This is a genomic window from Anaeromicropila populeti, assembly GCF_900112775.1.
Taxonomy (GTDB): domain Bacteria; phylum Bacillota; class Clostridia; order Lachnospirales; family Lachnospiraceae; genus Anaeromicropila_A; species Anaeromicropila_A populeti.
This window is the reverse complement of sequence record NZ_FOYZ01000002.1, coordinates 145,955-169,737: the sequence shown is the minus strand read 5'-3', so window position 1 is coordinate 169,737 and position 23,783 is coordinate 145,955. Positions and strand designations below refer to the sequence as shown.

Annotated in this window: 24 protein-coding genes; 5 read left to right on the top strand and 19 right to left on the bottom strand. The window is 35.3% G+C overall.

Annotated features, from left to right (window positions below):
• Nucleotides 1-4 precede the first annotated feature (4 nt).
• The 5 genes from rsxA to rsxC are packed head-to-tail and all read right to left on the bottom strand — an operon-like array spanning nt 5 to nt 4,271.
• Nucleotides 5-580: an electron transport complex subunit RsxA gene (gene rsxA / locus BM305_RS02920; RefSeq protein ID WP_092559199.1), complete on the bottom strand. Its 576-nt coding sequence runs from the start codon at nt 578-580 to the stop codon at nt 5-7.
• 5 nt (nt 581-585) lie between these two features.
• Complete coding sequence (gene rsxE / locus BM305_RS02915) at nt 586-1,305, bottom strand: electron transport complex subunit RsxE (protein WP_092559198.1); 720 nt, start codon at nt 1,303-1,305, stop codon at nt 586-588.
• 15 nt (nt 1,306-1,320) lie between these two features.
• The gene (locus BM305_RS02910; protein ID WP_092559197.1) at nt 1,321-1,956 is read right to left on the bottom strand and encodes an RnfABCDGE type electron transport complex subunit G; all 636 of its coding nucleotides are present in this window, start codon (nt 1,954-1,956) and stop codon (nt 1,321-1,323) included.
• Complete coding sequence (locus BM305_RS02905; protein ID WP_092559196.1) at nt 1,946-2,920, bottom strand: RnfABCDGE type electron transport complex subunit D; 975 nt, start codon at nt 2,918-2,920, stop codon at nt 1,946-1,948. Before BM305_RS02905 ends, BM305_RS02910 begins: the two co-directional genes overlap by 11 nt.
• 31 nt (nt 2,921-2,951) lie before the next feature.
• A complete protein-coding gene (gene rsxC, locus BM305_RS02900; protein ID WP_092559195.1) occupies nt 2,952-4,271 on the bottom strand; it encodes an electron transport complex subunit RsxC in 1,320 nt (439 codons plus the stop codon).
• Nucleotides 4,272-4,496: 225 nt separating this feature from the next.
• Between rsxC and BM305_RS02895 the strand changes: the two genes are divergently transcribed.
• The 3 genes from BM305_RS02895 to BM305_RS02885 are packed head-to-tail and all read left to right on the top strand — an operon-like array spanning nt 4,497 to nt 6,730.
• The gene (locus tag BM305_RS02895; RefSeq protein ID WP_177214517.1) at nt 4,497-5,048 is read left to right on the top strand and encodes an RNA polymerase sigma factor; all 552 of its coding nucleotides are present in this window, start codon (nt 4,497-4,499) and stop codon (nt 5,046-5,048) included.
• The gene (locus BM305_RS02890; protein ID WP_092559193.1) at nt 5,038-5,727 is read left to right on the top strand and encodes a hypothetical protein; all 690 of its coding nucleotides are present in this window, start codon (nt 5,038-5,040) and stop codon (nt 5,725-5,727) included. The genes BM305_RS02895 and BM305_RS02890 overlap by 11 nt, the downstream gene beginning before the upstream one ends.
• 19 nt (nt 5,728-5,746) lie before the next feature.
• The gene (locus BM305_RS02885) at nt 5,747-6,730 is read left to right on the top strand and encodes a DUF4349 domain-containing protein (protein WP_177214516.1); all 984 of its coding nucleotides are present in this window, start codon (nt 5,747-5,749) and stop codon (nt 6,728-6,730) included.
• Nucleotides 6,731-6,816: 86 nt separating this feature from the next.
• Here the strand turns inward: BM305_RS02885 and spoIIID are convergent, their stop codons facing one another.
• The 13 genes from spoIIID to BM305_RS02820 all read right to left on the bottom strand — a co-directional run bounded on the left by spoIIID (nt 6,817) and on the right by BM305_RS02820 (nt 20,691).
• A complete protein-coding gene (gene spoIIID / locus BM305_RS02880; RefSeq protein WP_092559191.1) occupies nt 6,817-7,086 on the bottom strand; it encodes a sporulation transcriptional regulator SpoIIID in 270 nt (89 codons plus the stop codon).
• 122 nt (nt 7,087-7,208) lie between these two features.
• Entirely contained in the window at nt 7,209-8,051 is an 843-nt protein-coding gene (locus tag BM305_RS02875; RefSeq protein WP_092559190.1) for a sugar phosphate isomerase/epimerase family protein, read from the bottom strand.
• A 34-nt stretch (nt 8,052-8,085) separates the two neighbouring features.
• The gene (locus BM305_RS02870; protein ID WP_092559189.1) at nt 8,086-9,645 is read right to left on the bottom strand and encodes a glycoside hydrolase family 28 protein; all 1,560 of its coding nucleotides are present in this window, start codon (nt 9,643-9,645) and stop codon (nt 8,086-8,088) included.
• A 20-nt stretch (nt 9,646-9,665) separates the two neighbouring features.
• On the bottom strand, nt 9,666-10,523 hold the full coding sequence (locus BM305_RS02865) for a carbohydrate ABC transporter permease (RefSeq protein WP_092559188.1): 858 nt from the start codon (nt 10,521-10,523) through the stop codon (nt 9,666-9,668).
• Between the two features lie 6 nt (nt 10,524-10,529).
• A complete protein-coding gene (locus tag BM305_RS02860) occupies nt 10,530-11,471 on the bottom strand; it encodes a carbohydrate ABC transporter permease (protein ID WP_177214515.1) in 942 nt (313 codons plus the stop codon).
• A gap of 28 nt (nt 11,472-11,499) precedes the next feature.
• On the bottom strand, nt 11,500-12,387 hold the full coding sequence (locus tag BM305_RS02855; RefSeq protein ID WP_177214514.1) for a glycoside hydrolase family 88 protein: 888 nt from the start codon (nt 12,385-12,387) through the stop codon (nt 11,500-11,502).
• Nucleotides 12,388-12,460: 73 nt separating this feature from the next.
• Entirely contained in the window at nt 12,461-13,834 is a 1,374-nt protein-coding gene (locus tag BM305_RS02850) for an ABC transporter substrate-binding protein (protein ID WP_177214513.1), read from the bottom strand.
• 122 nt (nt 13,835-13,956) lie between these two features.
• The gene (locus tag BM305_RS02845) at nt 13,957-14,745 is read right to left on the bottom strand and encodes a gluconate 5-dehydrogenase (protein ID WP_092559185.1); all 789 of its coding nucleotides are present in this window, start codon (nt 14,743-14,745) and stop codon (nt 13,957-13,959) included.
• Nucleotides 14,746-14,756: 11 nt separating this feature from the next.
• A complete protein-coding gene (kduI, locus tag BM305_RS02840) occupies nt 14,757-15,584 on the bottom strand; it encodes a 5-dehydro-4-deoxy-D-glucuronate isomerase (protein ID WP_092559184.1) in 828 nt (275 codons plus the stop codon).
• A gap of 20 nt (nt 15,585-15,604) precedes the next feature.
• Nucleotides 15,605-16,630 carry a sugar kinase gene (locus tag BM305_RS02835; protein ID WP_092559183.1) on the bottom strand — a complete coding sequence of 342 codons (1,026 nt, stop codon included), beginning with the start codon at nt 16,628-16,630 and terminating at the stop codon, nt 15,605-15,607.
• Between the two features lie 33 nt (nt 16,631-16,663).
• Nucleotides 16,664-17,626: a bifunctional 4-hydroxy-2-oxoglutarate aldolase/2-dehydro-3-deoxy-phosphogluconate aldolase gene (locus BM305_RS02830; protein WP_092559182.1), complete on the bottom strand. Its 963-nt coding sequence runs from the start codon at nt 17,624-17,626 to the stop codon at nt 16,664-16,666.
• Nucleotides 17,627-17,683: 57 nt separating this feature from the next.
• Nucleotides 17,684-19,174, bottom strand: a complete 1,491-nt coding sequence (locus tag BM305_RS02825) for a UxaA family hydrolase (protein WP_092559181.1) — start codon at nt 19,172-19,174, stop codon at nt 17,684-17,686.
• A 53-nt stretch (nt 19,175-19,227) separates the two neighbouring features.
• Nucleotides 19,228-20,691 carry a tagaturonate reductase gene (locus BM305_RS02820; protein ID WP_092559180.1) on the bottom strand — a complete coding sequence of 488 codons (1,464 nt, stop codon included), beginning with the start codon at nt 20,689-20,691 and terminating at the stop codon, nt 19,228-19,230.
• A gap of 261 nt (nt 20,692-20,952) precedes the next feature.
• Between BM305_RS02820 and BM305_RS02815 the strand changes: the two genes are divergently transcribed.
• Both BM305_RS02815 and uxaC read left to right on the top strand, forming a co-directional pair.
• On the top strand, nt 20,953-21,957 hold the full coding sequence (locus BM305_RS02815; RefSeq protein ID WP_092559179.1) for a LacI family DNA-binding transcriptional regulator: 1,005 nt from the start codon (nt 20,953-20,955) through the stop codon (nt 21,955-21,957).
• 17 nt (nt 21,958-21,974) lie between these two features.
• Nucleotides 21,975-23,381: a glucuronate isomerase gene (gene uxaC / locus BM305_RS02810; protein WP_092559178.1), complete on the top strand. Its 1,407-nt coding sequence runs from the start codon at nt 21,975-21,977 to the stop codon at nt 23,379-23,381.
• A gap of 143 nt (nt 23,382-23,524) precedes the next feature.
• Here the strand turns inward: uxaC and BM305_RS18875 are convergent, their stop codons facing one another.
• Entirely contained in the window at nt 23,525-23,689 is a 165-nt protein-coding gene (locus BM305_RS18875; RefSeq protein ID WP_177214512.1) for a hypothetical protein, read from the bottom strand.
• Between the last annotated feature and the right edge of the window lie 94 nt (nt 23,690-23,783).

Sequence of the window (23,783 nt, the reverse complement as noted above, 5' to 3'; positions counted from 1 at the left end):
CTTCCTAGAGCAAGCCTGCAAATCCACAGAATGCAATTGCCATAAGTCCTGCTGTAATCAAAACAATTGGTGATCCTTTAAACGACTCTGGCACATCATTATTTTCACACTTTTCACGAATTCCTGCTAAAATAATAATTGCAATGGTAAATCCCAGTGCAGTTCCAAAGCCATTCACAATACTATCAATAATTCCGTATTCCTTTTGCACATTAATCAATGCCACACCCAATACAGCACAGTTAGTTGTAATCAGAGGCAAGTACACACCTAAAGCACTATACAAAGATGGCATATTCTTTTTCAAAACCATTTCAACAAACTGAACAAGAGCAGCAATCAGCAAAATAAATACAATTGTCTGTAAATATTCCAGTTTAAATGGTACTAAAATCGCGTTATAGACAATACTGGTTAACGCAGATGCAATGGTAATAACAAAAATAACTGCTCCTCCCATTCCAGCTGCTGTATCTACTTTTTTGGAAACGCCTAAAAATGGGCATAGTCCAAGGAACTGACTTAGTACTACATTATTAACCAATGCTGCCGAAATCAAAATAATAACCATTTCTTTCATCTAAATCATTCCCCCTTTTCCTTACTTGCTTTTTGCTCAGATAACTTACTGTGATTTGCTGCACAAGCGGAACCACTGCAGCTGCTGCAATTCCCCCCACAGCTTATTGCTTCTGATGTTTTCTTATTGGTAGCACTTGGTGCCTTAAACTTATTCTGAAGCGCTGTCAGCATTGCCAGAACAAAGAAAGCACCTGGAGCCATAACAAAAATTGCGGCTGGCTCATAAGCATCTGGCATAATATTTAAGTCAAATATAGTTCCATTTCCAATAATTTCTCTGAAAATACCAATTGCTGTAAGTCCAACAGTAAATCCAAGTCCCATTCCAATTCCATCCAGTGCAGACAAAATAACTCCATTTTGTGATGCATAAGATTCTGCACGACCGAGAATAATACAGTTAACAACAATTAAAGGAATATAAATTCCTAGTGAATCATATAAAAACGGAATATACGCCTGCAATAACAACTGTACAATCGTTACCAGCGAGGCTACTACTACAATAAATGCAGGTATTCTAACCTTCCCAGGAATCACCTTTCGTAGTGCTGAAATTAGCATATTTGACATAATAAGTACTGCTGTTGTAGTCAAACCCATACCCATACCATTAATTGCTGATGAAGTAACTGCCAGCGTTGGACACATACCAAGCATCAGGACAAAGGTAGGGTTTTCTTTAATAATTCCGTTAAAAACACGTTCTGAATATTTGTTCATTTTTACCCCTCCTTACTAACCTTGTAGTGAATTGCAGTTTTTTGCAAAAGCCAATGCAGCATTCACTCCTTTTGTCACTGCCTTTGTTGTAATGGTTGCACTACTAATAGCATCAATTTCATTATCTTTTGTTTTACCAGTTTTTGTATACTCTATTGCATCTGCCTGTATTCCTACAAATTGATTCTTGAAATCACTTGTCGTACATTTTGCACCTAAACCAGCAGTCTCTGACATAGATAGCACTTCAAACCCTGTAATCATTCCATTAAAATCAATTCCCATAGATATTTCAATATTACCGCCATATCCTTCTGTAGCAGCAAAAGACATTACATAACCCAGTGGTGTTCCACTGTTATCTACAGCATAAAGAACCTCATTCATCTCTGCTCCTGTAATATCATTGTCAGTAAAGAACTGGGCTGAATTATCAACCAATGCTTTCAATCCTTCGTCTGCAACAAAATTATCTGCTTCTGAAAATACATTTGCATACGCTTCCTGTTTAGCCTTTTCATTAGCCTCTTTTATGGGCTCCTTTGTAATTCCATAACAAACGCCTAATAATAATCCCGCAACTAAAGTTATAGCAAACAGAATAACGGCATCCTTTACAAGTGTATTCTTTTTCTTCGTCTTATTTTCCATCTTTCAGCCCCTCCCTTCCAAAAGGTACCGGAATGGTAAATTTTTCGATTAATGGCACCAAGAGATTACAGAAAATAATGGCATAGGATACTCCTTCCGCAGAAGCTCCAAACATACGAAAAATCCCTGTAAAGCATCCTAATAAAATTCCATAAGCTATCTGTCCCATTGGTGTAATCGGGCTTGTTACATAATCTGTTGCCATAAAGAAGGCTCCCAGCATTAATCCACCTCCGCAAAGCTGTGCTGCAAGATAGTTCATGTCTAACCCTTTTCCACCAAAAAGCACTACAAAAACCGCAAATGTACCAATGTAAATAAATGGGATTTTCCAGTTTATTATTTTTTTCACAAGTAAGTAAACTGCACCCAATAAAATAGCTATTACGGATGTTTCACCTATAGTACCAGCAATTGTTCCAAAAAACATATCGCTAATACTTGTACCACTGGCACTAAGTACACTTACTACAGAAGCTGCTTTATCACCTTCTTTTAAAACAGCAAGAGGGGTTGCTCCTGTTACTCCGTCATAGGTAAATGAAGTCATTCTTCCTGCAAAGGAAATAAGCAGAAAGCACCTGGCTCCCAACGCCGGATTCATAAAGTTCTGGCCAAGGCCTCCGAAAAGCTGTTTTACAATAAGAATAGCAAACACTCCGCCAAGAAATGCAATCCAAAGCGGCAGTGTAGATGGAAGGTTCAGCCCTAACAACAATCCAGTAACAACTGCACTGTAATCATTTATTGTAATGGACTTTTTCATAAGTTTCTGATATACATATTCAGTAAGAACACACGAAATTATTGCTGTGAGAACAACAAATAATGCTTTTACCCCAAAATTGTAAATTCCAAATGCCGTTGCTGGCAGTAATGCAATTGCGACATCTCGCATAATACTTGATGTTGAATCTTTACTACGGACATGAGGCGAAGCTGAAACATTTAATAAATCATTCAAATGGTAACACCTCTTTCTTTTCTAATGCAGCTTATTTTTTTCTATTTTCCAAAATGCTTCTTCTTGTTTGTTTGAATGATTGGGTCAGTCTGCGCTTTGCTGGACAAACATAAGTACAACTGCCACATTCATAACATTCCATTCCATACAGCTTCTGGAATCCTTCATCATCAAAATGATCGGAATATTCCAGCATCTTCTGTGGAATCAACTTACTTGGGCACGCTGCAACACATCGTCCACACCGAATACAATTGGTAGGTTCATGCTCCGCTACCTGATCCTTTGTAAGACAAAGTAATGCGGAAGATGTCTTTGTTACTGGTACATGTAAATCAAACAAAGCCATTCCCATCATTGGACCACCTGAGACAACCTTCGCAGGTTCTGTCGTAAATCCACCTGCTTCTTCCACTAACTCTTCATATATAGTACCTGTTCTTACATTAAAATTCTGCGGAGTCTTAATAGCATCTCCCGTTACAGTAACAATCCTGCGAATCAATGGTGTAGATTCACATACTGCCATATAAACAGATATCACCGAGTCAATATTGTTTACAACACACCCCACATCCGACGGCAGCATGGAGGAATTAATCTTACGGCCTGTGGATGCATAAATTAATTGTCTTTCTGCTCCTTGGGGATATTTAGTTTTTAACACCTTGACTGAAATCCTGTCTTCATTCTTAACCAGTTCCTGTATCTTCTTAATTGCCTCTGGCTTATTGTCTTCAATCGAAATAATTCCCTGCGCTTTTTCAAAAAGCTGTAAGATTACTTTTAAACCATTCACTATTTTCTCTGGCTCTTCTAGCATCATCCGATAATCTGATGTTAAATAGGGCTCACACTCTGCACCATTTACGATAACATAATCAATGCTGGTATCATCCTTTGGTGTGAGCTTAATGTGCGTTGGAAATCCTGCACCACCCATACCAACAATACCAGCTTCCTTAATGTACGTTCGTATTTCCTCTTTGGATAGTTTTTTTAATTCTCTCTTCTCGCCAAATCCTTTTACTTTTTCATACTTGTTATCATTTTCAACTATGATGGATTGTGACATAGCACCTGATACGGTTAGCCTTGGTTCAATTGCCTTTACTGTACCAGATACAGAACTACAAATGTTTGCAGAAACAAAACCGGATGCCTCGCCTATCTTCTGACCTACCAGAATCTGCTGGCCTACTTCTACAATTGGTTTTGCAGGTGCTCCAATATGCTGTGACATTGGGAATACTAATTCCCCTTTGGGTTGTACAATTTTAATGGGCAAGTCTTTTGACAAGTCTTTTCCCTCAAAAGGATGTACCCCCCCTAAAAATGTTGCAGCCTTCATATTATCCCTCCTTTAAACATTGCTTTCATGCCATTATACCATAATTAATAATTTTTATAAATAAGTAATTAAAGTTATTTTTGAAGTGACAAAAGTTACATGTTATTGTATTCACTTCCAGTCTTTGATATAGTTATTTTATAAAAATTTTTTATAATTCTTGTAGTAAAGTTTAAATACTCTTCGTTTTTATAGTTAGAAAGCGAAGACATGGAGGTGGTTCTCATGTTGCTTTTCCTCACCTTAATTGACTTACCAGAGGATAAAGACAAATTTAATGAAATATATCAACGTTACAAACACATGATGTGGTACGTGGCAAATGAGATTGTAGTGGATCCTCATTTAGCAGAAGATGCTGTGCAGGATGCATTTCTTTCTCTATCCATGCACATGAACAAGGTTGGGGAAGTTACAAGCAGCCAGACAAAAAAATTTATTTTTACAATTGTAAAACATAAGGCAATTGACTTGCTTAGAAAACGCACACGGCAAAACGAATTTTTAGGAGATACCTACGAAGACTTATCCACAAAACAAGACTTGTTAAGTGATTTTATCCACAAAGACAACTATAAAGCCTTGCTTATTTGTGTAAAAAAGCTGGATGCTATTTATCGTATAGTGTTTGAATACAAGTATGTTCATCAGCTTACAGACAAAGAGATTGCAAAGTTGTTAAATGTAACAGAAAAGGTAGTAAATGTGCGTATTTTCAGAGCTAGAAAAAAGCTTCAGAAACTGCTGGAGGAGGAGGTTGGATTCCATGAAAAATAGTAATACTTTGCCAGAGGCAGAACTCCTGTCAAAAGTCCTAAATCAGATTATGGAGGAGGAACTGGCGCAGATTCCGCCTGAACGAGAATTAAAAATAATGCATGACTTTTCGGAAGAATTTGTAGTATCTATTTCTCAGCTTAGTGACTCAATTAAAAAGAAGCCGCCTAAAAAAGGACTGTTTGAAAAACGTCGCTTGTCCTCTTATCTAAAAATTGCTGCGGCTTTTGCAATTGTTTTGAATGTACTATTTGCACTTGCATTTATAAAAAGTTTATCCATAGAAAAAAAGGACTCTTGCAATAAAACCGAATTGGCTAATGATTCATCAGAATCTGCGTGTGACCAACGCAGTATAACAATAACTGCTGATTCCGCTTCTTTAATCAATGGGTATCTTCAAGTTACAATTACCTTTGAAAATGTAACATCCGATTCCCTATCTATAGCTCCATCCTTTGAACTGTTTGGTGAAACAGAATCTGGCTGGGAATCTATTAATTATGAATTTGCTTTAAATTGTGGTGAGGCTGTTTCTATTTCTGGCCACCAATATGTAACCAAAACCTATTATCTGGACACATCTGCTGTTTATACTGCCTCAAACCACTATCGTCTTAGGCTTTTATACCAAGACCAGTTATATGAAGCAGATTTCGTTGCAGAAAATCCAAAATAAGATTGAGAGGAAGATTTTTATGAAATATCTTGTACGCTATTTTTATTTTATTCTAATAACAGCTTTTCTTACCGCAGGCCTTTTGGGGTGCAGCAGTAAAAAAGACAGTACCCCTTATGAGATGACTCAAGATCAAACTTCGGAAAGTCAGTCATTAGAAAACGGTGTCTCCTATGAAACAGATTTTGACGAAAAGATAACCGTTGCTGATGAAGCGGCAGAGCCCGAAACAGCTGGTGACACAAATACAACTGAATCCTCCACTATTACAGATGCCGTTATTGATACGAGAAAGCTAATTAAAAATGTTTATATGGATATTGAGACAAAAACGTTTCAAAGCATGATTTCAACAATTAATACGCGAGTAAACTTTTATGGAGGCTACTTTGATCAAACCAACATAAATGGAACCAGCTATGGAGAAGAAACAGAAAAGAATGGACATATGGTAATTCGTATACCACAGGCAAGCCTAAACGATTTTATTGATGATTTATCTGGATTAGGTAACATAGTTAACAGAAAAGACTCTGTGGAAGATGTTACATTAAAATATGTAGATCTTGAAACTCATGTAAAAACATTAAGAATTGAATTGAATGCATTATTAAAACTGTTGGAAGAGTCTGCGGATTTACAAGACATATTTACTATTCAAAGCCAGATTACACAGGTACGCTATGAAATCGAATCCTACGAATCCTCATTACGTGCATTGCAAAATCAAGTTACCTATAGTACTGTTACTTTAGATTTATACGAAGTCAAGGATGAGGAAATAGCGGAGGAAAATCCTGGGGCTTTTGAGGAAATTGCAGAGAATTTTAAAAATAACATAATTGAAATTGCAGATGGATTAACTAATATACTTGTAGTTTTCATTAGTAATATTCCTTACATTATATTATGGGGCATTTTTATTTTTATCCTATATCGTATTTATAAGATAATAAAAGTAAAAAGCAAAAAAACTGCCGAAAATACAGAGGATAACAAGTAAACTTATTTGTTCATTAAATAGCGGCTGCACGATACCCATTATTATCCTATCGTGCAGCCGTATTTGTATTCCCAGTGATTCGATTACTAATACCTTGTATTGCACTGCTGTTTGTGCAGATATTTCTCCTTTGTTGCCAGTCCTCCACGTATATGCCTCTCTGACTTGTTTAAGTCAAGTACAATTCTTGCCTTACTGGCTAAAGTCGGATTAATCTGAACTAACCTTTCGGTCACATCTTTATGTACTGTAGATTTTGATATGCCAAATTGCTTTGCTGTCTGTCTGACAGTTGCATTAAAGTCAATAATGTAGTTCGCAATATCTACAGCTCTTTCTTCAATATATCCTTTCATATTTAAGCTCCGAAGCCTCGGAAGACCCCCTACAATACTTGTTTTTACATTGTATGCAGAGGTTAACCTAAGTATGTATTTGGATATATCAGATTATCCGTTATACTCTAGTTCTGACTCATTTACTCACAGCATTCGTTCCACAGTCTCTGTATATACTTTCTAGCTTCTACAGCATTAGCAGGAACTGTGTTTTCCAATGTAACATGAATGTGTGGCTTCTTTTTCTTAATAAACTCTATAATCTTGTCATATTTCATTAATCCAGTACCTGCCGCAACAGATACAAGTTCCCTGTTATCCACGATAAAGTCTTTAATATGAACAACAGACACATAATCTCCTAATACTTCAATTGCTTCTGCTATAACTTCTTGCTGATTCATATAATTTTCAATTCCAAGCAGATTAACTGGATCTAAAATTATTTGCAAATTAGGCGACTGAATTCTGTCTAAAACTTCTTTTGCACGAAGAGGATTATACACAATATGCTTCCATACAGGTTCAATTGCTACAACTACTCCCATACTTTCTGCATATGCTACTACTGTACTCAGATTATCTATAAAAAAATTTAATGCTTCTTCACTTCTACAAGCAGGTTCATATTGATATGCTTCATTGGGGGCTCCTGTTTCCGTACCAACAACGCCACAGCCTAAAATGGAAGCAAATCGGATATTTGCCATGTAAGTTTCCTTAATTTTTTCAAGTTTATCTGCATTTGGATTTGCCAGATTTAAATAGCATCCTAATACCGCGATATCAATTTCATATTGATTAAAGAGTTTTTTCAGATACATGGCAAAACCAGGTGTTAATGCCTCATTTGCCACAGAATATTCTTTTATTACTTTACTAAGTGCCAGATGTGCGCACTGAAACTTCTGTTCCTTCACTACAGCCAGGCGTTCTTCTAATGGTAAATTAATTGTATCATGTAAACGAATTCCTATCTGCATATCGATTCTAACCTTTCCTTATCTCATCTATACTCTATTTGTTCTGCTGAACAGAATCTACATTTTCCAGCTGAATGGTTTCTCCAGCATTTCCTGAGATATGAACATTATTTAATAGTAATGTAGTAACATTATATGCGTAAATTCCCAGCCTGCTACATGGCTCAATATCATCCATCATGGCCGGAATACCTTGTTCTGGATTATCTGCAAAGGTAGCTGTAATATTTGTCATTTCAATCATATCAATTTTCTTTTCAGGCAAACCACAAAAATAAGCTACTGCATAATGACAATTTTCACAAGTAATATTTCTAAAAAACAAACTCTTTATATGAGGTGTTCTGTCATCAACAGGAAGGCATTCTTTACTTTTCACATACTCTGAATGTCCATCTGGATCACAAAAATAGAAGCTGTTTGCCACAAAAGGAGATAGGACATGATTCATAGTTATATTTTCAAATATAACATCTTCAATTACAGCCTGCTTACCTCTGCCTCTTCTGGTTTTAATACGCAGACCTCTGTCCGTATTCTGAAAAATACAGTCTTTGACAACCAACTTTCTTATGCCGCCAGCCATTTCACTTCCAACCGTAACTGCTCCATGTCCATTTTCCATTAAGCACTGCCTAATTAAAATATTTTCGGATGGAACTTTATATTTTGCACCCATATAAAGCTTTCCGGATTTCACCGCAATACAATCATCACCTAGGGAAAAGTGCACGCCCATAATCGTTACATCTCTGCATGATTCTGGATCCAATCCATCTGTGTTAGGAGAATCTGCTGGGTTATTAATAAATAAATTATAAAAACTTAAATTTTCACTAAAATAAGGATGAATTGTCCACGATGGACTGTCCTTAAAAGTAATTCCCTGCACCGTAACATTTTTACAATGGTTTAAAAACAACAGTCTTGGTCGAAATGCACCTCTCATAAGCTTAGCATTTTCCCACCAGTTATCAAAGCTTGCCATTCCATGAATTGTCCCTTGTCCATAAATCATTACATTTTCAACTTCAATTCCTGTAATAATGGAAGAAAACATCGGAAGTGGATTCCCTTCCCATGTACCAAGATTATATTCACTCTTTTCATCATAGCTTTCAATTAATCCAGGTAATACAGCAAATCTGCTGCGATCAGTGATAGCCACCAGTACTGCACCCTTTTCAAGTTCAAGTTTTATATTGCTTTTTAAAAATAAGCTGGTAACCAAATAATTACCAGCTGGAATTAGTACTCTTCCGTCCTTGGGGCATGCTAAAATTGCTGTTTGAATAAAAGAAGTATCGTCAGATAAGCCGTCTCCCTTTGCCCCAAATGCCTTTACGTTAAGAGTTACATATTCATAGTCTGTCGTAAATTCAATTGCTTCTGATTGATTCAGAGAGCCCTCTACCCTTATCATGTAATGAGTAGAGGGTTTTAAATCTGTCAGACTGGTTACTACTTGATTTGTAGTACCATATTCTATATTATTTACAACTAACCTGTATTCTTCCTTGCAATAGAAAACTCCACCATCCTCAATTTCAATTACTGCATTTCTTGCAGATTTCATAATTAAATTAAGTTTCATTTTCTCTCACTTTCTATTCCTTATCCCTTAACACTACCTGCTGAAATACCTTCTACAAAGGAATTCTGAGCCAAAAAGAAGATAATCAGAGAAGGAATAATGGATATTAATGATATTGCTAATACACGGTTCCATTGGAAACCAACATCACCGTCCATAGACAACTTAACAAAAATTGCTGCTGGATAGCGTGCAGGTGTTTTAACATAAAGCAATGGTCCCATAAAGTCATTGTTCGACCACATGAACTGGAACAACGCACAAGATACGATAGCTGGCTTTAACATTGGTACAATAATCTTAACAAGTGTCTGTACTACGTTACAACCATCAATTTCCGCTGCCTCTTCAAGTTCTTTTGGAATATTACGTAAAAACTGAATTAACATAAAGACGAAATAAGTATCAATAGCAAATAGGGTAGGTACTATAATAGGAAGATACCATTTAGAATCAATCCAGCCCATTTTACTATACATCATATATTGAGGTATATTCAAAACTACCTGTGGCAAAAATAAGGTTGACATCATAACTGCAAACAGAAAACTTTTTCCTTTGAAATTAAATCTGGCAAATCCATATGCTGTAACAGTTGCTGAAATAATTGTAAATACAACCTTAGGAATAACATATTTATAAGTATTAATCATGGCAGTCATAATATTAATATCACCACCATAGCTTTTAAATGCATTTTTATAACCACTAAATGTTGGATCATTTACCCACAATGAAATACCGCTAAATATTTCATTGTTTGTTTTAAAGGTTGCCGATATCATCCACAATAACGGATAAACCATGATAAATCCAACAATAATTAAAACAGCATATTTTAAAAATGTTGCTAAATATTTCTTTTTACCCAATGTCATTTTTAATTACCTCCCATCTTCATCAGAATAATATACCCAATATTTCTGACTTAAGAATGAAATTACTGTGAATATCATAATAACGATAAACATCACCCATGCCATAGCACTGGCAGCCCCCATTTCGTGAGCTCTAAATGCACTATTATAAATTAAAAGTGATATTAATGTTGTAGAATTTCTAGGACCACCGTTAGTAATGATATATGGTCCATTAAACTCCTGAAATGCCTGGCATAATTGCGTAACTAAGTTATAAAAAATAACCGGAGTAATCATTGGCACTGTAATACTGAAAAACTGACGCCATTTACCTGCTCCATCTATAGATGCAGCCTCATATAAATCCTGTGGCACACCCTTTAAAGCCGCTAGAAAAATAACCATCGCGGAACCGAACTGCCATACTCTCAACAAACAAATAATAAATAATGCATATTTTGGATCGCTTAACCATGGTATTCCATTTATACCAAAGATGCCTAATAGTGTGTTTAACAATCCATCATCCTTAAATAACGCTTTCCATAAAACAGCAATTGCAACAGAACCACCTAAAATAGAAGGAATATAGTAAGCCGTTCTAAATAAGTTTACTCCCTTAATCTTAAAGTTCAAGATATACGCAATAAACAATGCAGCAACTAATTTTAGTGGAACAGTTAAGAAAGCATATTTAAATGTAACAGTAAACGCTCTCATTATTTTTGTACTTTCAAAAATATCCTGATAATTCATGAGTCCCCACTTTGTGACTCCATTAAATAAATGTTGATCTGAAAAACTATAAATCAGTGATGAACCAAAAGGATATAGCTTGAACCAGATAAAACCGATTAACCATGGTAAGATAAAGAGAAATCCAGCATTATCTTTACACACCTTTTTAAAGGTTCTTTTTTTAATTGGTTGCTTTATATCCTTACCAGCAACTGCGCTTGCGCTCATAAAAACACCCCATTCTAAATTTTTAAATTCATTGTTTGCTTATAAACTGTGCATACGCCATAATTATTGCACTTGTATCTAAATAACCAGCAGATACATCTGAGCTAAGTAAATCCCTAAAATCTAATTTATTCTGAATAAGACTATCGAGAAGCTCCTCTCCAATAAACCAATATTTTTCTGAAAGTAAGACACCTTTATTACAAGCTTTTAAAATTGCATATGCAGCCGGTGCAGAATTTGATGTCCTTCTAAAATCACTTTTTAAAAAATAATTCAATGCTTTTTTAAACATTTCTTCTAACGCCTTATAATACTCGAAGATTTCCATGGACATTACATTTAAAGTATCTATCAGCGTCATTAAATATAATTCTATTATTCTCAAGTCAACTTCCTGAGAAACATTTACTTCTGAATTAAATATTATGTTATTCACCTTTTCAAATTCTTTTAATATGTCACTGTAATGCTCTTTATATCCAAAAACTGTTTCATATTCCACATAAAACGATTGGGTGATATACCATTCATGCAAGAAGGCCTCACTTGCATCCTGTAAACCAGTTTCTAATTGAATGCTTTGCTTTTCAATCTTTGCTCGTAACGGTTTAATCAGTTCTTCAACTGCCTTTTTGTACTCGTCCTTCAATGATACATGATACATCCACAGTAATACTTTCCCGTAATAAATATCTATAATTTTCAACTTATCTGTGCAGCCTTCCATCCTTGTATGCTTATTACACATAAGGTCATTCATGTACTCAAAAACAAAGTCTCTATAAAATAAGTCCTGCGTTGCCTGATACATTTCTACACAACTTAGTAGTATGCAGCCGTCTTTAAAACTCCAAGCTGATTCTATGTTCTTATACTGTTCAAAAAACTGCTTGATTTCATCATTGACAGCCATAAACATCTCCTATTTCTATAAAAAGCTGGCAAAGCAAAGAATTTGCCAGCTTTTTAATTAGTCTATATCTTTATTAATTTCCTAAAACAGTATTAACACCTTCGATTAAAGTATCAGCAGCTTCATCTGCATTATAATCACCATAGCTTAATCCTGCAAATACGTCATAATACACACCATCTGGCTGACTCTTTAAAGCTGCATCTTCAAATTTAGGATCTAATTTGAAAGAAGTCCAAGCAAGAACTTTTGCGTTTGCTTCTGATACAGTTGCATCTAATAATCCCTTGTCAGTAGTATACTGTAAAGCATACTTACTTAGTGGAATACCTCTTTCAGATGCGCCAAGTTCAATACCTTCATCTTCATTTACTAAGAAGTTAATTAACATTGCACATTCTTCTGGATGTTCTGTAGTTTCAGAAATTGCAAATCCCAGAGAAACCTTTGAGTAACCTCCTTGGTAATCTCCCATATCCTTAAAATAGTCACCTACTACAAATGTTGAAGAATCAGTTAATGCATCTCTGAATTTTGTTGCGGAAGAATCCCATTCAAAGATACCTGCATATCTTCCATCCATCCACTTAGGATTCTTGTCTAAGGATTCTGCACCATCACCAGTAATTGTCTGAATAGATGGTGTTACATGAGCATCTTCTAATGACTGAATAAAATTCATACCATCAACGATTTCTTCTTTTGTATAATTTAATGTATTATCTGTTACCCACTCTTTACCATACTTAGACTCTAAGTAATAAACCATAAGAATCATTCTGTCAAATTCGCCTAAAGCAATTGGGTAATATTCTTCACCTAATTTTGTTTTAAATGTTTCACCAGCAGCCATTAACTCTTCTAAAGATGTTGGAGCAGCAATACCAGCTTTTTCAAATGTTGCTGTGTTCCAGTAGAAAATTCTACCTGTTTTGGACACAGGAATTGCCTGTAATTCACCAGCCACTGTACAATCATCTAATGCAGCCTGATCAAATTGTGTTAAATCAATAACATTGCTGTATTCATTTAAATCTTTGAATATACTGCCATCTGAACTAAAAGAAGAAATCCAGTTCCAGTTAATCTGGTTTACATCTGGTGCTGTTCCACTTGCAAAAGCAGTAGACATACTATCTTCCCAGCCAGTCCATGCGCCAAACTGATTTTCAACTGTAATCCAGTCATATTTCTCCATGAATTTTTCTACAGCTGCCTGAGTAGCTGCATGTCTGGAGTCACCACCCCACCAGGAAAACTTAATTGTAACAGGTTCTTTTGTTTCTCCGTCAGCTGCTGGAGCTTCGCTTTGGTCAGCTGTATCAGCTGATGCTGTTGGCTCTTCAGATGCTGTGTTGCTTTCGTCGTCGCTTTTACCACATGCTGTAGCAGATAAAGCCATGAGAAGTGCTAAAAGTAATGCTGTAGCTCTTTTAAATTTAATCATAATTCTCTCTCCTTTAAAATTAAAATATTTGCGTTTAACGCATTAATTTATTTAATATGCAAATATAGAAAATTACATACCCTTTTTTCTATGCACATTAAAGTTCAATTATTGTCCAGTCTCTATTGTGGCTGTTTTCCGATATAAGCAAGAATACCACCGTCAACATATAAAATGTGTCCATTTACAAAATTAGAGGCATCTGATGCTAAAAACACTGCTGGTCCTACCAAATCATCTGGCTCACCCCACCTTGCAGCAGGTGTCTTTGCAATAATAAAACTGTTAAATGGATGACCTTCCTCTCTTAATGGTGCTGTCTGAGGAGTTGCAATGTATCCAGGTCCTACACCATTACATTGAATATTGAATTCACCATATTCAGAAGCAATATTTTTAGTAAGCATCTTTAAACCACCTTTTGCTGCTGCATAAGCAGAAACAGTTTCACGGCCCAATTCACTCATCATAGAACAAATATTGATAATTTTTCCATGACCTTTTTTTATCATACTTGGAATAACCGCTTTTGAAACAATAAATGGACCATTTAAATCAATATCAATTACCTGTCTAAACTCAGCTGCTGTCATATCACACATTGGAATACGTTTGATAATACCAGCATTATTTACAAGAATATCAATAACTCCAACTTCATTCTCAATTTCCTTTACCATATCATTAACTTGTTCTTCGTTGGTAACATCACAAACATAACCATAAGCAGTAATCCCTGCTTCTTCATATGCCTTTAACCCTTTATTAACAAGTTCCTGATTAATGTCGTTAAATACAATTGTCGCACCAGCTTTTGCATATCCTTCTGCAATCGCAAATCCAATACCATAGGATGCTCCTGTTACTAAAGCTACCTTGCCTTTTAACGAAAAGTTATCTAATATGCTCATTTTGAAACCTCCTATTTAATATCCTTCATCTGAACTCCATCCATATCATCAAAATCCTGGTTTTCACCAACCATACCCCATATAAATGTATAAGCCTGTGTACCTGATCCTGAATGAATGGACCAACTTGGAGCAATAACCGCCTCCTCGTTCCGCATAACAATATGTCTTGTTTCTGTTGGCTCACCCATATAGTGAAATACTAATGCGTCTTCTGGCATTTCAAAATATAAATATACTTCCATTCTGCGATCGTGTGTGTGACAAGGCATTGTATTCCATACACTTCCTGGCTTTAAGCTGGTCATACCCATTACAAGCTGGCAGCTTTCTACCTGACCTGGCAAAATATATTTAGTAATCACTCTGTGGTTTGATCCTTCCAAAGAACCTAATTCCACATTAACACAATTTTCTGGCTTAATAAGAACTGTTGGATATGTGGTATGTGCTGGTGCACTATTAAAATAAAATTTAGCAGGCTCAGCCTCATTTTCACTTGAAAAAACGATTTTTTCAGATCCCATTCCAATATATAATCCATCTTTGTAAGAAAGTTCATAAACCGTTCCATCTACTGTAACGGAACCCTTCCCACCAATATTTATAATTCCTATTTCTCTTCTCTCCAAAAAATATTTTGCACGAATTTCTTCTCCAGCAGTTAATTCAAGAGGTTTTGTTGGTACAGCACTTCCTACAATTATACGGTCGATATGACTATAAATTGTTTTAATTGTACCTGCCTGAAACAAATCCTGAATCAAAAATTCCTCTCTTAATCGATCTGTTGTATAATGCTTAACATCTTTTGGTGATGCCGCAGTACGTAATTCCATAATGCTCATCCTTTCCCTTACTATCTTTGAACTCTTCCTGAAGCATCTCCGCCTGCCAGCTTTAATACTTCATCTACAGAAACCTGATTGAAATCTCCTTCAATACTATGTTTTAAACAGCTTGCAGCTACTGCAAATTCAATTGTGTCCTGTGGTGCAAAATCATTCAAGCTGGCATATATTAATCCTCCGCCAAAAGAATCTCCTCCACCCACACGGTCTACAATATGCATTAAATAACTTTTACTAAAATAATATTCCCCATCTACATATAACATAGCCGCCCAGTTATTGTCATTTGCTGAAATAGAGCCTCTTAATGTAATGGCAACTTTTTGAAATCCAAATTGATCCGCTAATTTTTTTGCAACCTCTTTATATCCTTCATGGTTTACTTTGCCTGAAGTCACATCTGTATCAGATGCCTTGATGCCAAATACATCTGATGCGTCCTCTTCATTTGCAATACATACATCTACATATTGGCAAAGCTCCGTCATTACTTCCTTTGCTTTTTCTTTTGACCACAACTTATTACGATAGTTCAAATCACAACTGATTGTAATTCCCTTTTCCTTTGCTGCTTTACATGCTTCTAGACAAATTTCGGTAACGTTATCTCCCAAAGCTGGTGTTATACCTGTAAAATGAAACCAGTCTACTCCTTGAAAAATCTCATCCCAGTTAAAATCTGCTGTGCTTGCTGCTGCTATGGAAGAACCTGCTCTGTCATATATAACCTTAGATGGTCTTTGGGACGCTCCTTTTTCAAGATAATAAATACCTACTCTGTCACCACCTCTAGCAATAAAAGAAGTATCTACGCCATATCTTCTTAAAGAATTAACCGCTGCCTGACCAATCTCATGCTTTGGAAGTTTTGTAACAAATTTTGCATCCATTCCATAGTTTGCTAAAGAAACTGCTACGTTTGCCTCTCCACCGCCAAAAGTCGCACCATATGTTTCTGCCTGCACAAAACGAAAATATCCTTCAGGTGCAAGTCTTAACATAATTTCTCCAAATGTTATAACTTTCTTGCTCATTTCTATTATCCTTTCTTCTATGAAATTTGTTTCTTATTTCTGTAATAAATGTATTGCAAAACCACCAAATTCATCTTTTAAGTAAACTGCTGCTAATTTACCCTTAGCATCATACTTTGCTGTTTCCATATCAAACACGTATCCCTTTTGCTCTAAATGATACATTGCTCGTTCAATAAAGTTTGTTGCAATTGCAATGTGACCATTAGCTCCCAGATATGGGGTTTTCATAACTTCTACTTCTGAACCAGCAAATATAGAACTGTTTCCAACCTTTTTATGAAATCCAAATAAACTTTCAAAATCAGATGCAACTTTATCTGCTTCTTCTTCACTTGGCATATTTATTCCAACATGCTTCATTTCAAAGCCAAGCATGGTCTTAACTGCTTCCTTTGTCAGCTCTGTAATCTTGTCAAACTCTTTGGCATTTATCATTGCCTTGTCAACCATCCAGCTTCCACCACAAGCAATAATTGGTGCAAAACTTAAATATTCCACAATATTCTTGGCATTTATACCTCCCGTAGGCATAAATGTCATTTTATTATAAGGTGCAGACATAGCCTTTAACATATTCAGCCCGCCTGCTGCTTCTGCTGGGAAAAATTTAACCGTTTTTAGCCCCTGCTCAATCGCCTGTTCAATATCACTTGGGTTTGCACATCCTGGTACAATTGGAATATTTTTTTCCACACAATACTTTACAATCTTAGGATTTAATCCTGGACTTACAATAAACTTAGCACCTGCTTCCCAAGCTTCGTCTACCTGGTCTGTTGTCAATACTGTTCCTGCACCAACAACCATTTCTGGAAATTCTGTTGCCATTACTTTAATTGCTTCTGCCGCTGCTTCCGTTCTAAATGTAACCTCTGCACAAGGCAGCCCTCCATCACAAAGTGCTTTTGCAAGTGGTTTTGCATCTTCCACCTTATCAATCGCAATTACTGGAACGATTCCGATTTTTGAAATAGTGTCTAATATATTGCTCATACTTCCTCCTTGAGATTTCTGATAACATCAAAATATCTGCCATTTATATTAATTTTTCTATAAAGTAACACCTGTTTTAAAAATTGCCATATCGTGAAAACCAGCTTCCTCGCTTTTTACTTTTTTTCCCGACGCTACCATTAAAACAAAATCAAATAGCTCTTTCGCCAGCAATTCTTTTTCTTTTCCCTCTACCATTTCTCCTGCATTAAAATCAATCCAGTTATTTTTATTAGTAGCAAGCTGAGAATTGGTTGCAATCTTTACGGTAGGAACAGGGCAGGCAAAAGGTGTTCCTCTTCCTGTTGTAAACAACACAATATGGGCACCAGATGCAGCCAATGCTGTTGAAGCAACCAAATCATTTCCAGGAGCACTTAAAAGATTCAAACCCTTTTCATTAGTTCTTTCTCCATAGCCCAGCACATTTTTTACTACAGCCATACCAGCCTTCTGTACACATCCCAATGATTTTTCTTCCAAAGAAGAAATACCGCCCTTTTTATTTCCTGGTGAAGGATTTTCATAAATGGTTTGGTCATGGCTCTTAAAATAATGTTTGAAGTCATTTATAAGATTAACTGTCTTATCAAAAGTCATTTCATCTTTACAACGATTCATAAGTAATGTCTCTGCACCAAACATTTCTGGCACCTCAGTAAGAATGGTTGTTCCGCCCTCTCTAATAAGTAAATCAGAAAATTCACCCACCACAGGATTGGCAGTAATTCCTGATAATCCATCTGAACCACCACATTTCAGACCAATTATTAATTCACTTGCGCTAATTTCTTCTCTTTGAAAGGATGAGGTAAAATCAACTAATTGCTGTATTAATTCTAACCCTAAATCAATCTCGTTTTCAACCTCTTGACACACTAAAAATTTTACTCTGTCCTCATCATATTCTCCAATATAACTTTTCAAGATGTCAATATTACTATTTTCACAACCTAACCCCAGCACAAGTACCCCTGCTGCATTAGGATGGTTCACTAAATCTGCCAGAATTCTTCTTGTACTCTCCTGATCTTCTCCCATTTGAGAACATCCATATGGATGTGGATATGCAATAATATCTTCAACTGTTCCTTTAAGTAATTTCATAGCTTTCTTCTCCAAAGAAACAGCAACATTGTTTACACATCCAACAGTAGGAATAATCCAGATTTCATTTCGTATCCCCACAGAACCATCTTTTCTGCGGAACCCCTGAAAAGATGCCTTTGATGTAATATCTTTATCTGTAAACTTTGGTTCTACTGGATCAAACTGATAACTCAGCATATCTCCTAAACCCGTCTTCAGATTTTGTGTGTGAATCCAAGAACCTTTTTTAATGGTGGTTGTGGCAACTCCAATCGGATAACCATATTTAATAATTTTTTCTCCTTCATGTATATCTCTCAGGGCAACTTTGTGTCCTTGAGGAATATCTTCTGTTACCGCAAAGGTTTCATCATTCACTGTAATTTCCGTAAATGCTGATATAGGCTTTAAGGCAACTGCCACATCATCTTCTTTATGAATCTTAATAATATTTTGCATTTTCTTTTCCTTATCCTTTCCTTTTTCAAAGCAGGATATTAGCTTTTATCATTTTACTTTAAATTATTTTGTAAAGCAGTTCTCATACCTAAATTTTTAATATCATTCAAATCACTGATAACTACATTCATTAATCCATTTATTTCTGTTAAATCACATCCAAAAAAGTTTTCATTCTTCAGAAACGCTTCCACGATTTCCTCTGTCGGTTTACATGAGTAATCTCTAAAAAATTCCAAAACTTCTTGGTCATCACGAATTTTGTATTCTTCATCCTTACGGTATGCTGTTAATGCACCATCCTTTAATTCTCTGCCCGAATAAAACGCAATTAAAGATGCGATGGAAAATGTAAGGTGTTTCGGAAGCTTATTAAACTTTTCAACATACTTCAGAAGACTTGGCATACATCTTGCTCTCCATTTAGAAACAGAGTTTAAAGAAATTGCAAGTAGTGCATGTTTAATATATGGATTATAAAATCTTTCCACCACCGATTTAGCAAATTCTTCACATTCTTCTTTTGATAAAGATAATGTTGGAATAACTTCCTCAAAAATAGTTTCTTCCATAAATGTCTTAACATCATTATCATTCATTGATTCCAAAACGTAATTATTGCCTGCCAGGAAAGATGCCAGCACAAATGATGTATGTGCCCCATTCAGTATTCTTACCTTTCGCTCTTTATATGGTGCCTGGTTATTGGTAAATATTACAGGAAGCCCTGCTTTATCTAAAGGCAAATCTCCCTTTATGTCTCTTTCACTTTCTATTACCCATAAGGCAAAAGTTTCAGCTGTTACAATCAGTTGATCCTTATATCCACATTCATCCCATATCGCATTTGCTTCTTCAGATGGAAATCCTGTTACAATCCTATCTACAAGAGTACTGCAAAACTCACATGCTTCCTGTATCCATGCAGAAAATTCTGCTTCCAGCTTCCAAAGCACTGCTAATTTCATAACACACTCTTTTAATTTTTTCCCATTATTATCAATTAGTTCAACAGGTAACATAATTAAACCTTTGTTTCTATCTCCATTAAAATGTTTGTATCGTTCATACAAAAACTTAGTTAATTTACCTGGAAAAGTTTTTGGTGGGTTTAATTCAAACTTATCCGTTTCATCGTATACAATTCCTGCTTCTGTAGTATTAGATACTACAAATCTTAAAGAATCTAACTTTGCAAGTTCTGAATACTTTTCATATTCTAAATACGCATCTACTGCATCTGCAACACTGCTGATACTACGCTTTTCTTTTGCTTCTTTACCATCCACAATCCCTCTAAGGTAAACAGTATACTGACACTCTTGTTTGTGAAACATTTCCAAATTACCATACTCTATTGGTTTTACTAATACAATGTTTCCGTCAAAAAATCCTTTTTCATTTGCAACATCCAACATGTAATCTACGAATCCACGTAAAAAATTACCCTCACCAAACTGTACTACTTTAATAGGTCTTTCTTTCATTTTTGAAATACTTTTATTCAGTAATTCCATACTCTTACCTCTTTTCAAAATTGTAAGTGCTTACATTTGTATTTTACAATTAATTTACCAATTAGTCAATATTTTTTTTCATTGATTTTAGCAAAAATGCTATTTTAACTTAAAGTTTCTATTCTGAATTGTATATTTTTTATATTTTATTATCTTTTACTTGTAATCATGGTAAAAATATTGTATAATTGCTAGTGTAAAAAAAGCGTTCATTTGAAAGCATTTACATACGGAGTATAAATAACAAGTCGAGGTACAGATATGAATATTTATGATATATCCAATAAAGCTGGTGTTTCTATTGCTACGGTTTCCCGTGTAATTAATGGCAACACCAATGTAAGCCCTAAAACCAGGGAAAAAGTTATGGCCATTATAGATGAATATGGATATACACCAAATGCTTTCGCAAGAGGATTGGGACTTAATTCAATGAACACTGTAGGAATATTATGTGCAGATAGTTCAGATCCATACCTTGCACGCGCAATATATTTATTGGAGCGTGATTTAAGAGGTAATGGTTATGACTCTATTTTATGTTGTACGGGATACCATGTAAAAACAAAACAAAAGTATTTAAATCTAGTATTATCCACTAAGAGAGTAGATGCCGTAATTTTAGTTGGTTCTAATTTTGTAGAAGTGCAGGATGAAAAGAACCAGTACATCCGCGATGTTGCTAAAAATGTTCCTATTATGATAATAAACGGAGCAATGGACGGAGAAAATATTTACAGCGTTTTGTGCGATGATTTCCGTGCAGTGTATGATGTAACCAAGGCATTAATCAGATGTGGTCAAAGTAATATCCTATATTTATATAATTCTTTATCTTATAGTGGTTTAAAAAAAGTTGCTGGCTACCGAGCTGCTTTTGAAGATGAACATCTTATGGTAAAAGAGGATTATATTCAATATTTTGAAGGTAACATCATAGAAGTAAAAAACCACCTGTTAAAGCTTTCTAATAAAGGATTTGATTTTAATGCTATTATTACGTCTGATGATAATCTTGCCATTGGTGCATTGAAATATGCGAAAGAAAAAGGAATTAAAATACCTACTGAATTATCTATTATTGGGTATAATAATTCTATGATAACAGAATGTTGTGAACCTGAACTTACAAGTATTGATAATAAATTAGAGACAGTCTGCAAAAACTGTGTCAGCTCATTGATGAGTGTATTTGCTGGCGATGATGTACCGTTAAAAACGGTTTTTTCAGCTGATTTGGTGAAACGAGGCACTACATTTTTATAAAAAGGAGATTTATATATATGAAACAGTTTATGGATGAACATTTTTTATTATCTACTGATACAGCACAAACCTTATTCCATGAGTATGCTGGTAAAATGCCGGTACTAGATTATCATTGCCATATCAATCCACGGGAAATTGCGGAAGATATTCAATTTGAGAATATTACAAAGGTATGGCTGGGAGGCGATCATTATAAATGGAGACTTATGCGCTCTAATGGTGTTGATGAACACTATATAACTGGCGCCGCATCTGACTGGGAAAAATTCGAGAAGTGGGCTGAAACTTTGGAGAAAGCAATTGGCAATCCTATTTATCACTGGAGCCACCTTGAATTACAGCGTTATTTTGGTTACAAGGGGACATTATGCAAAAAAACAGCAAAAGAAGTATGGGACATTTGTAATAAGAAGCTTCAGGAACCATCCATGAGTGTCAGGAATCTTATAAGACAGTCAAATGTAACACTAATATGTACCACTGATGATCCTGTTGACTCATTGGAATGGCATAAAGTAATTGGGGAAGATGATGATTTTCAAATTCAGGTTCTCCCAGCGTGGCGTCCTGATAAATCCATGAACATCGAAAAGCCTGAATATGTGGATTATATTAATCAACTAGGTTCTGTCAGCGGCATTGAAATCACTTCCTTTGCCACTTTAAAAGCTGCGCTTCTTAACAGAATGGCATTTTTTCATTCAATGGGCTGTAAGGTATCCGACCATGCTCTTGAATATGTAATGTATGTTCCAGCACCTGAAGACGAAGTTAACTCCATTTTTGAAAAAAGACTTCATGGAGAGGCTCTTACTGCTGATGATATACTAAAGTTTAAAACAGCATTTATGCTTTTTGTTGGAAAAGAATATAAGAAGCTTGGATGGATTCTTCAGCTTCATTATGGTTGTAAGCGTGATAATAATTATCTTACTTATCGTAAGTTAGGACCTGATACAGGATATGACTGTATTAATAACTACGCACCATCCGCTCAATTGGCAGATTTCTTAAATGCTTTGAATCAAACAGATGAACTGCCTAAAACTATTATTTACAGCTTAAATCCTAATGATAATGCAAGCATTGGAACTATTTTAGGATGTTTTCAAGATTCCAGTGCCATTGGAAAAATTCAGCAAGGTTCTGCGTGGTGGTTTAATGATCATAAGACTGGTATGACAGATCAAATGACTTCTTTGGCTAACCTTGGATTACTTGCAGGTTTCGTAGGAATGCTTACAGATTCAAGAAGCTTTTTATCTTATCCAAGACATGAATATTTTAGAAGAATTCTGTGTGATTTAATTGGTAAATGGGTTGAAAACGGTGAATACCCCGCAGATATTGAAACATTAGGAAAAATTGTTCAAAATATTTCTTATAACAATGCAGTGAACTATTTTGAATTTGACTTATAATTTGTTTTATTAATTTCGTTGTAAACACAAATGTGTTCTACAAATATACCCTTTTTTCTTCTAGGCTGCCTTTTAGATTCTCCCTTAACACAAAGGCAGCCTTTTTACATTCATAGTTGCTCTACTTAATCATCAAAAAACATTCAGTCAAAAAATTCATCCTCAGCGTCATAGTTGTTCATATAGCTATCTTCTACAAAATAGTCTTCTGCATCATCTGTAATATCATATTTCATTGAGCCTGTTCCATACGAGTTATTATTAAATTTAGGCTTGTGACTGAAAAACTTTTGAAAATTTTCTATCATACTCATCATTATCCTTTCTTGTCTATACTATCATGACATACTACTTACATCAATTTTATTTTGCCATACTTACATTAAGAATATTCATTGATTA